Source organism: Rhizobium sp. SG2393 (genome assembly GCF_042610495.1).
In the GTDB taxonomy this organism is placed as follows: Bacteria; Pseudomonadota; Alphaproteobacteria; order Rhizobiales; family Rhizobiaceae; genus RU20A.
Window position 1 is genome coordinate 1,772,950 of the sequence record NZ_JBHGAP010000001.1, and the last position, 13,069, is coordinate 1,786,018.

13 protein-coding genes are annotated in these 13,069 nt (G+C 65.7%); 6 read left to right on the plus strand and 7 right to left on the minus strand.

Going from position 1 to position 13,069, the window contains the following annotated elements; genetic code table 11:
* The first annotated feature begins 199 nt into the window (after positions 1–199).
* On the plus strand, positions 200–2,002 hold the full coding sequence (locus ACED18_RS08420; protein ID WP_377290845.1) for an ABC transporter transmembrane domain-containing protein: 1,803 nt from the start codon (positions 200–202) through the stop codon (positions 2,000–2,002).
* 6 nt (positions 2,003–2,008) lie between these two features.
* Here ACED18_RS08420 and ACED18_RS08425 read toward each other — a convergent pair whose 3' ends face one another.
* The 6 genes from ACED18_RS08425 to ACED18_RS08450 all read right to left on the minus strand — a co-directional run bounded on the left by ACED18_RS08425 (position 2,009) and on the right by ACED18_RS08450 (position 9,075).
* Positions 2,009–3,646, minus strand: a complete 1,638-nt coding sequence (locus tag ACED18_RS08425; RefSeq protein WP_377290847.1) for an FAD-binding dehydrogenase — start codon at positions 3,644–3,646, stop codon at positions 2,009–2,011.
* A 42-nt stretch (positions 3,647–3,688) separates the two neighbouring features.
* On the minus strand, positions 3,689–4,720 hold the full coding sequence (locus ACED18_RS08430; RefSeq protein WP_377290849.1) for a peptidoglycan -binding protein: 1,032 nt from the start codon (positions 4,718–4,720) through the stop codon (positions 3,689–3,691).
* A gap of 4 nt (positions 4,721–4,724) precedes the next feature.
* Positions 4,725–5,789, minus strand: a complete 1,065-nt coding sequence (locus tag ACED18_RS08435) for a flagellar motor protein MotA (RefSeq protein WP_377290851.1) — start codon at positions 5,787–5,789, stop codon at positions 4,725–4,727.
* A 267-nt stretch (positions 5,790–6,056) separates the two neighbouring features.
* On the minus strand, positions 6,057–6,857 hold the full coding sequence (locus tag ACED18_RS08440) for an inositol monophosphatase family protein (RefSeq protein ID WP_377290853.1): 801 nt from the start codon (positions 6,855–6,857) through the stop codon (positions 6,057–6,059).
* Positions 6,858–7,211: 354 nt separating this feature from the next.
* The gene (locus tag ACED18_RS08445; protein WP_377290855.1) at positions 7,212–8,417 is read right to left on the minus strand and encodes a tetratricopeptide repeat protein; all 1,206 of its coding nucleotides are present in this window, start codon (positions 8,415–8,417) and stop codon (positions 7,212–7,214) included.
* 7 nt (positions 8,418–8,424) lie between these two features.
* Positions 8,425–9,075 (minus strand): thiamine phosphate synthase, encoded by a 651-nt coding sequence (locus tag ACED18_RS08450; RefSeq protein WP_377290858.1) that lies wholly within the window; start codon positions 9,073–9,075, stop codon positions 8,425–8,427.
* Positions 9,076–9,178: 103 nt separating this feature from the next.
* Between ACED18_RS08450 and ACED18_RS08455 the strand changes: the two genes are divergently transcribed.
* Together ACED18_RS08455 and ACED18_RS08460 are read left to right on the plus strand one after the other, a co-directional pair.
* Positions 9,179–9,964, plus strand: a complete 786-nt coding sequence (locus ACED18_RS08455; RefSeq protein ID WP_377290860.1) for a sulfite exporter TauE/SafE family protein — start codon at positions 9,179–9,181, stop codon at positions 9,962–9,964.
* 103 nt (positions 9,965–10,067) lie between these two features.
* Positions 10,068–10,325 (plus strand): ArsR/SmtB family transcription factor, encoded by a 258-nt coding sequence (locus ACED18_RS08460; RefSeq protein ID WP_377290862.1) that lies wholly within the window; start codon positions 10,068–10,070, stop codon positions 10,323–10,325.
* A gap of 425 nt (positions 10,326–10,750) precedes the next feature.
* Here ACED18_RS08460 and ACED18_RS08465 read toward each other — a convergent pair whose 3' ends face one another.
* Entirely contained in the window at positions 10,751–10,924 is a 174-nt protein-coding gene (locus ACED18_RS08465; RefSeq protein ID WP_377290864.1) for a YdcH family protein, read from the minus strand.
* Between the two features lie 215 nt (positions 10,925–11,139).
* Between ACED18_RS08465 and ACED18_RS08470 the strand changes: the two genes are divergently transcribed.
* From ACED18_RS08470 to ACED18_RS08480, 3 genes are read left to right on the plus strand one after another with little or no spacing between them, the layout of a single operon-like run.
* The gene (locus tag ACED18_RS08470; RefSeq protein ID WP_377290866.1) at positions 11,140–11,343 is read left to right on the plus strand and encodes a YdcH family protein; all 204 of its coding nucleotides are present in this window, start codon (positions 11,140–11,142) and stop codon (positions 11,341–11,343) included.
* Positions 11,344–11,395: 52 nt separating this feature from the next.
* On the plus strand, positions 11,396–11,857 hold the full coding sequence (gene purE, locus ACED18_RS08475; RefSeq protein WP_377291123.1) for a 5-(carboxyamino)imidazole ribonucleotide mutase: 462 nt from the start codon (positions 11,396–11,398) through the stop codon (positions 11,855–11,857).
* Between the two features lie 18 nt (positions 11,858–11,875).
* Complete coding sequence (locus ACED18_RS08480) at positions 11,876–12,937, plus strand: 5-(carboxyamino)imidazole ribonucleotide synthase (RefSeq protein ID WP_377290868.1); 1,062 nt, start codon at positions 11,876–11,878, stop codon at positions 12,935–12,937.
* The last annotated feature ends 132 nt before the right edge of the window (positions 12,938–13,069 follow it).

A 13,069-nucleotide genomic window follows, 5' to 3' on the forward strand; every position in this document is an offset into this window, starting at 1 on the left:
GCACTCTTCCTGCAGCTTTGGGGGCCAATTGTCGCAAGCCATTGCGACGGACGGGCCAAACACGTAATGAAGCCGCAGACCGCCATCGGCGACGGCTTCCCAATTTGATGCCGTGCCTATACATGATGGTCCATGGGATAACAAGTGCCGCGTATCAAGAGTTTCAGGGCTCTTCGCGGCGATGACGCCGAGGATTGCCGTGGCCGAAACAGACGCAAGACCGAGCGGCCGGCGCTCCATCCGACCGCTTGCCAACCTGCTGCCCTATATCGGCCGCTACCGCCTTCTCGCCATCGGTGCGCTCGTCTCGCTCGTGGTCGCCGCCGTCACCACGCTCACCCTGCCGATGGCCGTGCGCCGGATGATCGACCACGGTTTCTCGCGCGCCGATTCCGGCTTCATCAACACCTATTTCGCCATGCTGATGGTGCTCGCCATCGTGCTGGCGCTGGCCAGTGCGGCCCGCTATTTCTTCGTCATCACGCTCGGCGAGCGGATCGTGGCCGATCTGCGCCGGGATGTCTTCGACCATGTCACGCGGCTGTCGCCCTCCTTCTTCGACATGAACCAGTCCGGCGAGATCGTCTCGCGGCTGACGGCGGATACAACCCAGCTGAAATCGGCCGTCGGCGCCACCGCGTCGCTGGCGCTGCGCAACCTCATCCTCTGTCTCGGGGCCATCGCCATGATGGTCTATACGAGCCCGAAACTCTCAAGCCTCGTGCTCGTCGCCATCCCTCTGATCGTCTTCCCGCTGGTCGGCTTCGGCCGGTCCGTGCGCCGGCGCTCGCGTGCGGCGCAGGATACGCTGGCAAACGCCGCCGCCTATGCCGGCGAGGCGATTGCCGCCGCCCGGACCGTGCAGGCCTTCAACGCCGAGGCGGCAGCCCGCGCCCGCTATGGCGCGGCCGTGGAAGATGCCTTCGGCGCGGCCCGCGAGGCGATTCGCGCCCGCTCCGTCCTGACGGCCTTTGCCATCACCATGATCTTCGGCAGCGTCGTCGCTGTGCTGTGGTTCGGCGCGCGCGATGTTCTCGCCGGCAGCATGACGGCCGGCAATCTCGGCCAGTTCCTGCTCTATTCCGTCTTTGCCGCGGGCGGCCTCGGCGCGCTGTCGGAAGTCTGGGGCGAACTCGCCCAGGCCGCCGGCGCCTCCGAGCGCCTCGGCGAACTGCTGCGCGAGGAACCGGCGATCGCCGCACCTGCCGCACCCCGTTCCCTGCCCGAGCCGGCGACAGGCGCGCTCGCCTTCGATGCCGTCACCTTCCACTATCCGAGCCGGCCGGACGCCCCGAGCCTCAGAGGCCTGAGCCTTTCCGTGACACCGGGCGAAACGGTGGCCATCGTCGGCCCCTCCGGCGCCGGCAAGAGCACGATCTTTGCACTGCTGATGCGCTTTTACGATCCTGCCAGCGGTTCGATCAGCCTCGACGGCATCGACATCCGCGAGACGGACCCCGAAACGCTGCGCCGCCGCATCGCCATCGTGCCGCAGGACGTGACGATCTTCGTCGCCAGCATCCGCGACAACATCGCCTTCGGCCGGCCCGGCGCCAGCAATGCCGAGGTAGAGGCCGCCGCCCGCGCCGCCCAGGCGGAAGAATTCATCACCCGACTGCCGGAGGGATACGACACCTTCGTCGGCGAACGCGGCGTGACCCTTTCGGGCGGCCAGCGCCAGCGCATCGCCATTGCCCGCGCGATTCTCAAGGATGCGCCGGTGCTGCTGCTCGACGAGGCAACCTCGGCGCTCGATGCCGAAAGCGAGGTGCTGGTGCAGCGCGCGCTCGACGGCCTGATCCGGCAGCGCACGACGCTCGTCATCGCCCACCGTCTTGCAACCGTGCTGAAGGCAGACCGCATTCTCGTCATGGACAATGGCCGCATCGTCGAGGAAGGCACGCATGCGGCGCTATCGCGCCAGGGCGGGCTCTACGCCAAGCTGGCACGCCTCCAGTTCGACCATGATGACCGGATGGCCGAGACCCGCGCCGCCCTCTGACGGCGTTCAGACCGAGCGGCCGACCACCCGGCCGGAAAACAGGCAGCCGCCCAGGAAGGTGCCCTCCAGCGCGCCGTAGCCATGCATGCCGCCGCCGCCGAAGCCGGCGGCTTCCCCGACCGCATAAAGGCCGGGCACGGGCTCGCCGGACAGTTCCAGCACCCGGCCGGTCAGGTCCGTCTGCAGACCGCCCAGCGTCTTGCGGGTCAGCACGTTCAGCCGCACGGCGATCAGCGGCCCGGCCTTGGGGTCGAGCAGGCGGTGCGGACGTGCGGTCCGCATCAGCCGGTCACCGACAAAGGCGCGCGCGCCGCGGATGGCCGTCACCTGCGCATCCTTGGAAAATCTGTTGGCAATCTCCCGGTCGCGGGCCTCGATCTGCTCGCGCAGGCGGCGAAGGTCGATCCGGCTCTCACCGGTGAGCGCATTCATCCCGGCGACAAGGTCTTCCAGCCGGTCGCGCACGACGAAGTCCTCGCCACGATCCATAAAGGCCTGCACCGGCTCCGGCAGCCCCTTGCCGAGCCGCTTCAGCATCAGGCCGATATCCTTGCCCGTCAGGTCCGGGTTCTGCTCCGAACCCGACAGCGCGAATTCCTTCTTGATGATGTCGCGCGTCAGGATGAACCAGCTGTGATCATGCCCGCGCTGGCAGATTTCTTTCAGCGTCGAGAGCGTATCGAAGCCCGGCATGGCCGGCGCGGCAAATCGGTTGCCATCCGCATCGCACCAGAAGGATGACGGGCCGGGCAGGATGCGGATACCGTGGTTGGGCCAGATCGGTTCGTGGTTCCGCAAGCCCTCGGTGTAGTGCCACATGCGGTCGGCATTGATCACCGAGCCGCGCGCCCGCGTCGCGATCTCCACCATGCGGCCATCCACGTGGTGCGGCACGCCGCTGACCATGTGGCGCGGCGCAGGCCCGAGCCGCGCCGTCGGCCAGTGGCGGCGCACCGCCTCGTGATTTCCGCCGATGCCGCCGGAGGCGACAACGATGGCGCCCGCCGTGATCTCGAAATCTCCCTCGATGTCACGATTGCTGCGCACGCCCCGCGGTGCCGGATCCTGCCGCAGTACGGCGCCCCGCACACCCAGCACGGTGCGGTCGAAGGTGATGAGTTCGTCCACGCGGTGGCGGAAACGGAAGCGGATCTGCCCGCGGCTTTCAGCCTCCCGCGCCCGGCGGATGAACGGCTCAACCACTGCCGGCCCCGCGCCCCAGGTGAGATGGAAGCGCGGCACGGAATTGCCGTGCCCATGCGCCATGCCCCCGCCCCGCTCGGCCCAGCCGACCAGAGGAAAGAACCCCACCCCCATGCCGCGCAGCCAGGAGCGCTTCTCGCCGGCGGCGAAATCGAGATAGGCTTCGGCCCAAAGCCGTGGCCAATAGTCCTCTTCACGGTCGAAAGCCGCCGTGCCCATCCAGTCCTGATAGGCAAGCTCGTGGCTGTCGCGGATACCGAGACGGCGCTGTTCGGGCGAATTGACGAGAAAGAGGCCGCCGAGCGACCAATGCGCCTGCCCGCCGAGCGACTGCTCGCCCTCCTGCTCGACGACGATGACCTTGCGTCCGCGCTCGGCGGCAATCGTGGCGGTCACGAGCCCGGCGAGCCCTGCCCCGATGACCAGAACGTCACACATCATGGCGCCGGACCTCCCGCTTGCCCGCCTGTGAGTACGGGCCTGTTACTTTTCCGTCAGCTTCAGCTCGATGCGCCGGTTCTGCGCCCGCGCCTCCGGCGTGTCGCCGGGCGCGATCGGCTGGAACTCGCCAAAACCGGCCGCCACGAGACGATCGGCCGGAACGCCTTTCGAAATCAGGAACTTCACGACCGATGTGGCGCGCGCGGAGGAAAGCTCCCAGTTGTCGGCATACTTGCCAGTGCCTGACAGCGGAACATTGTCCGTATGGCCATCGACACGCAGCACCCAGTTGATCTCAGGCGGAATCTCCTTGGCGAGATCGAGCAGCGCGGTGGCGAGCTTGCCCATCTCCACCTGGCCGGCAGGGTTCAGCTCGTTGCCGCCGGAGGGAAAAAGCACCTCCGACTGAAAGACGAACCGGTCGCCGACGATGCGGATATTCTCCCGGTCGGACAGGATCTCGCGCAGCCGCCCGAAGAAGTCTGAGCGATAGCGGTTCAGTTCCTGCACGCGTTGCGCCAGCGCCACGTTCAGTCGACGGCCGAGATCGGCAATCTTTGCCTGCGAACTCTCGTCCTTCGCCTCGGAGACCTGCAATGCGCTTTCGACCGCAGCAATCTGGCTGCGCAACGCGGCGATCTGCTGGTTCAGAAGCTCGATCTGGCTCATGGCACGGGCCGAGACCTGCTTTTCATTGTCAAGCTGTCCGGTCAGGTCGCCGATGCGCTTTTCCGCCGCCGAGTTGCTTCCTGCCCCCTGATCGAGCAGCGCCTGAAGACGCGAGCGCTCGCCTTCGGACGTGGCAAGCGAGGCCTGCAGATTGGCAAGCGAATCCTCGAGATCCTGCCGACCGCTCTTTTCAAGCGCCAGAAGCTGCGTCAGCTCGTTGATCTGGCTGTTGAGGCGCGTCAGGACCTCGTCCTTGGTGTTGATCTCGCGGCCCAGCAGGAACTGCGCCATGACAAAGACCGACAGAAGAAACATGATCGACAGCAGCAACGTCGACAGCGCGTCGACGAAGCCCGGCCAGTAATCGATCCCGCGTTCGCGGCGGCCCCGGCGAGAGAGCGCCATCCGCTCAATCCTTCTTCGGGTCGTCGCCGCGGCGACGGGCGGCATCCGGATCGCCGATGCGGGCGGCAAGCTTGTCGAGCGTCTTGCGCATGGCGCGGGATTCCTCCTGCTGCGCCTCGATCCAGTCGCGCAGCATCTGCTGCTCGCCACGCATGTTCTTCACCAGCCCCTGAATACCTTCCGCAAGGCTTGCCATGGCGGCCGTGGTGCGCATGTTGGTCGCGCCGTCCTGGTTCATGCGCGCCAGCTGGTCGGTCAATCGCTCCAGGGATTCCTGCGGCGGCAGACGCTTGGTATCGACAGCCGGCTGGTTGTCGGAGCCGACATCCGTGACGGAAGACAGCCAGTTTTCCAGTTCCGTATAGAAACGGCTTTGCGCGCGGCCGGCCTGCAGGTCGAGAAAACCCAGAACCAGCGAGCTGGAAAGGCCGAAGAGCGAGGTGGAAAACGCCGTCCCCATGCCGGTCAGCGGAGCCGAGAGCCCCGTCTTCAGGGCCGAGAGAACATCTTCCGTGCTCCCGCTCCCGATATCGAGCGACTGGATCACCGTATTGATTGAGCCGATGGTGCCGAGCAGGCCCCAGAAGGTGCCGAGCAGGCCGAGAAAGACGAGGAGGCCGATGAGATAGCGCGAGGTGTCGCGCGATTCGTCGAGCCGCGTGGCAATCGAATCAAGGATGGAGCGCAGCGCCGTGGTGGAGATCGCCATCGCATGGCGCCTTCCGATCAGCGCGCGCATCGGCGCCAGCAGCACGGGGTCGCGACCCACCTTGTCGGCACTGCCGGCCGCGCGGAACGAGTTGAACCAGCGCACTTCGGGGCGAAGGTTCAGAACGTGGCTGAACACCAGCAGCACACCGATCAGCAGGACACCGAGAATGAGGCCGTTCAGGCCGGGATTGCTGAGAAAGGCCGTCTGCGCCTGCCGGAACAGGATCGCCGCCACGAAGCCGACGATGATCAGGAAGATCACCATCGTCCAGAAAAAGGGCATCGGACTGGACAGCTTGTGGATATCTGCCGGAACCGCTTCCGCGCTTTCCGTTGCCGCACCCCGCACTCTTGCCATAGGCCCATCGTCTCCACTGCGCACCGGCATTCCGCCTGCATCCCGAGAGAGAACGCAGGAGAGAGGCAAACCCCTCATCCGTTCCGCGATCCGCCGGAAAGCCGCCAAAGCGCCTCGTGCCCCCGGCCACGCAACTGCGGGGGACACTAGATCAAGTTTGAGCCGAATTGAAGGGAAAAGCGTGGCCGCAAACGGGCTTGCACCGAAAGCTGACGGCAGTGCCGGCGACGGGACGAGCGCCACAAGCGCCCATCCCGGATGCGAGGATTAACGCGTCGGCAGCGGCCGATGCAGCACGTCGCGCAGCGCCTTCACGATCTGCTCGTTGCCGGCGATGATGGAGCCGGTTTCGATCGGACGGGCGCCGCCGTCCACGTCCATCGAGAAGCCACCGGCTTCACGCACCAGAAGCAGCCCCGCGGCCATATCGCCGGCCGCGATCTGGCGTTCCCAGAAGCCGTCGAAACGGCCGGCGGCGACGCTGGCAAGGTCGAGCGACGCGGCACCGAACGAGCGCACCCCTGCCACTTCGCCCATGACGTGGCGAAGCTCGATCAGGAAATTGCCATGGTGGCCGCGGCCGAGATGCGGGGTCTGCGCGGCAATGACGCAATCCGAGAGAGCCTTGCGGGCGGCAACGCGGATGCGGCGATCGTTGAGGAAGGCGCCGCCGCCACGCTCGGCGGTGTAGAGATCGTCGGTGGCGGGATTGAAGATCACCGCGCCAACGATCTCGCCCTGGCGCTCGAGCGCGATCGAGGTGGCAATGTAGGGAATGCCGTGCAGAAAATTGGTGGTGCCGTCGAGCGGGTTGACGAGCCAGCGGTGCGAGCCGTCGGTCCCCTCGACCGTCTCACCCTTGCCGCCTTCCAGACCATAGGTCGGGCGGGCCTTCAAAAGCTCCTCGCGGATGATCTTTTCCGCCTTGCGTTCGGCGGTGGCGACGTAGTCGCCGGGTCCCTTCATCGAGACCTGCAGCGCCTGCACCTCGCCGAAATCGCGCGCCAGCGACTTGCCGGCCTTGAAGGCGGCCTGGACCATGACATTGAGAAGGGCTGAGCGTGCCATTTCCGTATCCTTGTACGAGCATCCGGCCGTTGCGCCGGGATTGAAGGTGTCATCACCGCCGCACACAGGAATGCAGGGGGTCCGGCATCGGACCCGCGCACAACACAGACGGCAGCATCAAAAAGCGATGGCGGCACGCAAGCGCCCGTCCATCCGAGCCGACCATCATGGAAACCGGCCCGCGCCGGCATCCATGCGCGCAGGCCCACCGACCATGATTTTCGGAAGTGGCGTCTCAAGACCACAAAACGCCGTCAAATTCAAGTCTGGAGCCACAAGGCAAAACGCCGGACAGCCCCGCGCGAAACGCATGTCGCAAAACAGCGTGAATGTCCGGGAGCCGCGCCTGCGAGCTCAGCTGCGTCGAAAGCGGTTGGCCGCACTCAGCGCCTTCTTCTGCACCTCGTCGCTGATGCCGAGGTAAAAGTCTTCGAGCTGCGCATCCTTCAGCCCCGCGCGACGGGAGAGAATGTACCACTTCGCGGCCTCGACGGGGTCCTGCCGCGTGCCGATGGCGTTGATGTAGAGATGGGCGAGCTTGTTCTGCGCCACCACATTGCCGCCTTCGGCCGCCCGGCGCATCCAGCGGAACCCGGCGTCCAGATTGCGCTCGCCGGCAATGCCATCGATCATCCACAGGGCCAGATCGAGTTCGGCCGTGTCGTAGCCGGCCATGGCGGCGCGCGCCAACCAGTCGCGCGCCGTGGCGCGCTCGTCTTCCGCAATGCCGTCCACATTGATGAGGATCTGCGAGAGCGCATATTGCGCATCCGCGATGCCCTGCTCGGCAGACTTGCGATAATAGGGCAGCGCAGCCTTCAGCCCCTTCTCGCCCGGCATGTCGGCCGTCAGCGTCTGGGCGTGGTTGAACTGGGCCGACGCATTGCCGAGATCGGCCGCCTTCTTCATCAGCTCGTCGGCGCGCTTGGGATCACGCGCCACGACGCCGCCCTCCATCAGCATCACCGCAAACTTGAACATGGCGGCCGGGTCGCCGGCATTGGCGGCCTGCTCGTACCAGAAGGCGGCCGCCTTGCGGTCCCGCTTCACGCCGAGCCCGGAATCGAGAAGTTCCGCCACGAGTGTCTGGGCGGCGCGGTCTCCGAGCTGCGCACGCGGCAGAGCAAGGCCCATGGCCGTCAGATAGTAACCGCGCTGGAAGGCCCCGTAGGCCTCGTCCACCTTGCCCGTGAACGGCTTTTCGGCAGGCAGGGGTGGTAGATCGGCACCCATGCGCTCGAACACCGAAACGCCCTCCGAGGGCGCGACGCCATCAGCGCCCTGCCCTTCTTCCTTCTGCCCCTGGACCGTTCCCGGCGGCTGCAATTGACCTGCCGGAAGCGGCCCGGTCTGCGTTCCGGATACCGTACCGGACTGCAGCGGTGCCGCGCCATTATAAGGCGTGATGCGGCCGCGCTTTTCGACGGCAGGCGCATCCAGGGCAGTGTCCGGAGACGATTCCTGGGCGAAGGCCGGATACGGCCAGCCATTTCCGGCCGCGCCCGCGGCAAGAAGGAGGCAGAACAGCAGTCCATGCAGGCGCGGGCGAGGGTTCGACATGCCCCGATTAATCTTCAAACCGTGGCGCTTTTTCGTCAAGCAGCGCGTTGACCTCTGCCACCACGCTCGCCGCACGGCCGGGCTCGCCGAAGACGGCGTCGCGCAAGGCCACGAATTCCGCACCCGTCTCGGCCACGGCCAGCGCGCTTTCGATCGCGGTACCGCCCATGACGATGCAGGGGATCTCGATCATCGCAGCCCACCACTCGGCCAGCGCCAGGTTCTTCGAGTGCGCTTCCGGCTTGATATCGCCGTCGAGCTTGCCGAAGAACACGTAGTCAGGCTGCGCGTCGCCGATCTCCAGCGCATCATGCCGGGTCTGGGCGTTGCCGCCGCCGACGATCAGCTTCGGCGCATGCTTTTCGACGGCCTCTGCGAGGACGTCGGCGCGCTCGGCCAGATGCAGGCCGTCGGCCCGGGCGCGGCCGGCAATCCGGCTGTCGCCTTCCACCAGCGCTGCGGCACCCGCCGCCTGTACCACGGGCACGATGGCCTCGGCATGGGCCTGGAAATCGGCATCGTTGAGGCCGAGCCGGGGAATGATCACCGATGCCACGTCACCGCCGCGCAGCGCATCCGCCACCAGCTGTGCGCGCTCTTGCGCGGTTTGCCCGCCAGGGGCGACCAGCACCAGCCGGCACCGTGTGTCTGAAGCCATGTCTTTATATCCTGCTCTGCCATGCCGCGCGGCTTGCCGTCTCGGCGCTCGCCATCGGGCGAGAAAACCGATAGACCGAGCGCAGCCAAGGATCAACTGCGCGATGCCGAACGACTTCACCTTCTATTTCGTGGCGGCGATCGCCGTTCTTTTCGTCGGCCTCGCAAAGGGCGGCATGGGCGAGGCCCTTTCCCTGCTCGGGGTGCCGATCCTCTCGCTGGTAACCTCGCCCGTGCAGGCGGCGGCGCTGCTCCTGCCGATCCTGATCGTCATGGATGGCGTGTCGCTCTGGGCCTGGCGCCACGACAATGACCGCAAGACGCTGCTGATGATGCTGCCCGGCGCGCTCGCCGGCATCGCGATAGGCTGGTTCACCGCCGCGCAGGTGCCGCGCGACGCGCTGCGCCTCATCATCGGCGCGATCACCGTCGGCTTCGTTCTGCGCTACGCCTATACGGCCTGGCAGGCGCGGCGAGGCCAGCACGTCGAGCCACGCGGCCATAGCTGGCCACTGGCTGCCGTGCTCGGCCTCGGCGCGGGCTACGGCAGCTTCGTGGCCCATTCAGGCGGACCGTTCTTCCAGATCTATGGCCTGCCGCTTCGCCTGCCGCCGCGGGCCTATACCGGCGCCATCGTGCGCTTCTTCGCCATCCTGAATGTCGTGAAGATCGTCCCTTACGTTGCGCTCGGCCAACTGGGCAGCGCAAACCTCGCCACATCGGCCACGCTCTTCCCCCTGGCGGCGGTTGCAACCTTTGCTGGATCGCTGGTTGTCAAGCGCATGCGCCCGACGATCTTCTATCCCTTCATGTACAGCATGGCATTTCTGGCCGGATTGAAGCTCCTGAGTGACGGAATAGGCACACTTATCCCCCTGCAGAGCCCTTGACGACAGGCCCGCAACACGTTCTTTTAGTATCAACGAAAGTTATGGTAATGCACGCCATTGCCCGGAAGAACGTAATCGCAAGGAGATGACCTAGCGTCCCCCCATGACTGCCCCAACCCAATTCGACGCCATTGCGGATCCCAACCGCCGATATCTCCTGGAAGAACTCCGCCGCTCCCCGCGCACGGTCAACGAACTGGCCGACGGCCTGCCGATCAGCAGGCCTGCCGTGTCCCAGCATCTGAAGACCCTGCTGGATTGCAACCTCGTTTCCGTGACCGCCGAGGGCACGCGACGCATCTATGCAATCAACAAGGAAGGGTTCAAGCCGCTGACGCTCTGGCTGGACCAGTTCTGGTAAGAGCAGCTCGACCGATCGTCGCCAGACCCACCTTCACCTGACGGCGCGGTGATGACGGGCAGTGCCGTGTGACACGGCGGGAATGCGACGGACTTCGGCCCGGGACAGGCGTGCCTCGCCGGCCCAGAACCTGCAACGCCGAATGCGGTATCATCCTCCCGCGCGCGCTTTACCCGGCATCGGCGGAAACCTCGGATGCGCGATGTCCATCAATCGCGCCGGGCAACGGCATGATCCACATGCAAACGCCGGCACCTTCGGGGTACCGGCGTTGAGGGACAAGGCCCGAAATTCTACGCAATCCCGGTTACGGGTTAGGCTGTGGTCAATCCTCCGGTGATACGTGCTCCGCCTCGACCTCCTCGTCGCGCGGCACTGTCGCAGGGTTCCTTAAGCCTCCTCATCCCTTTCAGGTCATGCTTCGATCAGTGGACCGAGCTACGGATCTTCTCGATCTCGTCCTTGATGCGCAGCTTCCTCCGCTTGAGGGTCGCGATTTCCCGGTCGTCGGAGGACGGGTGGGCCAGAGCTTCGTTCAGTTCCCGCTCCAGGGCGCCGTGCTTCCGTTCAAGCGTTGCAAGATGAGCCTCAATGGTCATGAGCAATCCCTTCCTTTGTTCTGCATCCGGCAATTTGCAAAGGCCGGATGTCCCGGTTTATGGCACTGAAAGAGTGCCACGCTATTTTTCATTTGTCGAAGGCGATTTCGTGGCGACGGATAACTTCCCGTTACCACGCCTTCATGTTAGAGCGGCACAGGAATGGACGTCGGATGGCGGGTCAACCGCCACGGGTTGTATGACGGGGAATGCGCATGCCGGATCAGGATCAGGCCGAACTCAGATTGCAAGCGGCACGTCTGCGCCAGGAGCATGAAGACTACGATGCAGCCATCAACGCGATGATCACCGTCGGCTGCGACGCGCTCCGCATCCAGCGCATGAAGAAGAAGAAGCTGATTCTGAAGGACAAGATCATCAAGATCGAGGATCAGATCATCCCTGACATCATCGCCTGACGAGGAGCCATCGATCGTGCCAGACGCCATCACGCCGCCGGTTGCCATCATCATGGGAAGCCAGTCCGACTGGGAGACCATGAAGAACGCCGCCGACACGCTGGAAGCCCTCGAGATCGAATACGAGGCCCGCATCGTTTCGGCACATCGCACGCCCGACCGTCTTGTGGCATTCGCCAAGGGCGCCAGGGCCGAAGGCTTCAAGGTGGTGATCGCCGGCGCCGGCGGTGCCGCCCACCTGCCCGGCATGTGCGCCTCCATGACACCGCTGCCGGTCTTCGGCGTTCCCGTCCAGTCCAAGGCCTTGTCGGGACAGGACAGCCTCCTCTCCATCGTCCAGATGCCGGCCGGCATTCCCGTCGGCACGCTCGCCATCGGCAAGGCAGGCGCGGTCAATGCCGCCCTTTTGGCCGCCGCCGTGCTGGCGCTGACCGACGAGGATCTGGCCGAGCGCCTCGACGACTGGCGCGCCGCCCAGACCGAAAGCGTCGCCGAATTTCCGGTCGACGGTTGAGACATCAGGATTGACGACATGAAGACCATCGGGATCATCGGCGGCGGCCAGCTGGGCCGCATGCTCGCGATTGCGGCCGCCCGGCTGAATTTCAGGACGGTCATTCTTGAGCCGCAGGCCGATTGCCCGGCCGCCCAGGTCGCCAACGCCCAGATCACCGCCGCCTATGACGACCCGGCCGCCCTCGACCGGCTGGCTGCGCAATGCGACATCGTCACCTACGAATTCGAGAACGTGCCGGTCAGCGCCGCCGAACGGCTGGCCGCGACCCGTCCGGTCTATCCGCCGGCCAGGGCGCTCGCCGTGGCGCAGGACCGCGTCACCGAAAAGCGCTTCATCAACGACTGCGGCATCGCCACCGCCGACTTCCGCGAAGTGGATGACCAGGCCGGCCTCGAAGCCGCCCTTATCGCTTTCGGCGGACAGGGCGTGCTGAAGACGCGCCGGCTCGGCTATGACGGCAAGGGCCAGAAAGTCTTCCGCTCGGCCGCCGACAGTCCCGAAGGCGCCTTCGCCGCCCTCGGCGTTGTGCCGCTCATCCTCGAAAGCTTCGTGCCCTTCGAGCGCGAGATCTCCATCATCGCGGCCCGTGCTATTGATGGCGCGATCGTCGCCTATGATCCGGCCGAGAACGAACACCGCAACGGCATCCTTTACCGCTCCACCCTGCCCGCCACGCTTGGGCCCGACACCGTGGAGAAGGCAAAGGCGGCGGCGGCGGCCATCCTCTCGGCCCTCGACTATGTCGGCGTCATCGGCGTGGAATTCTTCGTGCTCGCCGACGGCACGCCGATCGTCAACGAGATCGCGCCCCGCGTCCACAATTCCGGCCACTGGACGGAGGCGGCCTGCGTGGTCTCACAGTTCGAGCAGCATATCCGCGCCGTCGCCGGCCTGCCGCTCGGCAATGGCGCGCGCCATTCCGATTGCGTGATGCAGAACCTCATCGGCGACGAGATCGACGACGTGCCGGCCTGGCTCGCCCGTCCCGATGCGCTCGTCCATCTCTATGGCAAGGCCGAAGCCCGCCCGGGTCGCAAGATGGGCCATGTCACCTGGCTCACGGGATCGAAGAGCTGATCGGCTGAACCTGTTGCTGCACCGGGGGTTTTCCCCGAAAAGCCGGTTCACATGGTTGACACAAGAAGACCGCCGGGTTATCAGCCTGCCCAACTTGGAAGCGCGCGTGAGGCGCGCTTTTGATTGTCAGAC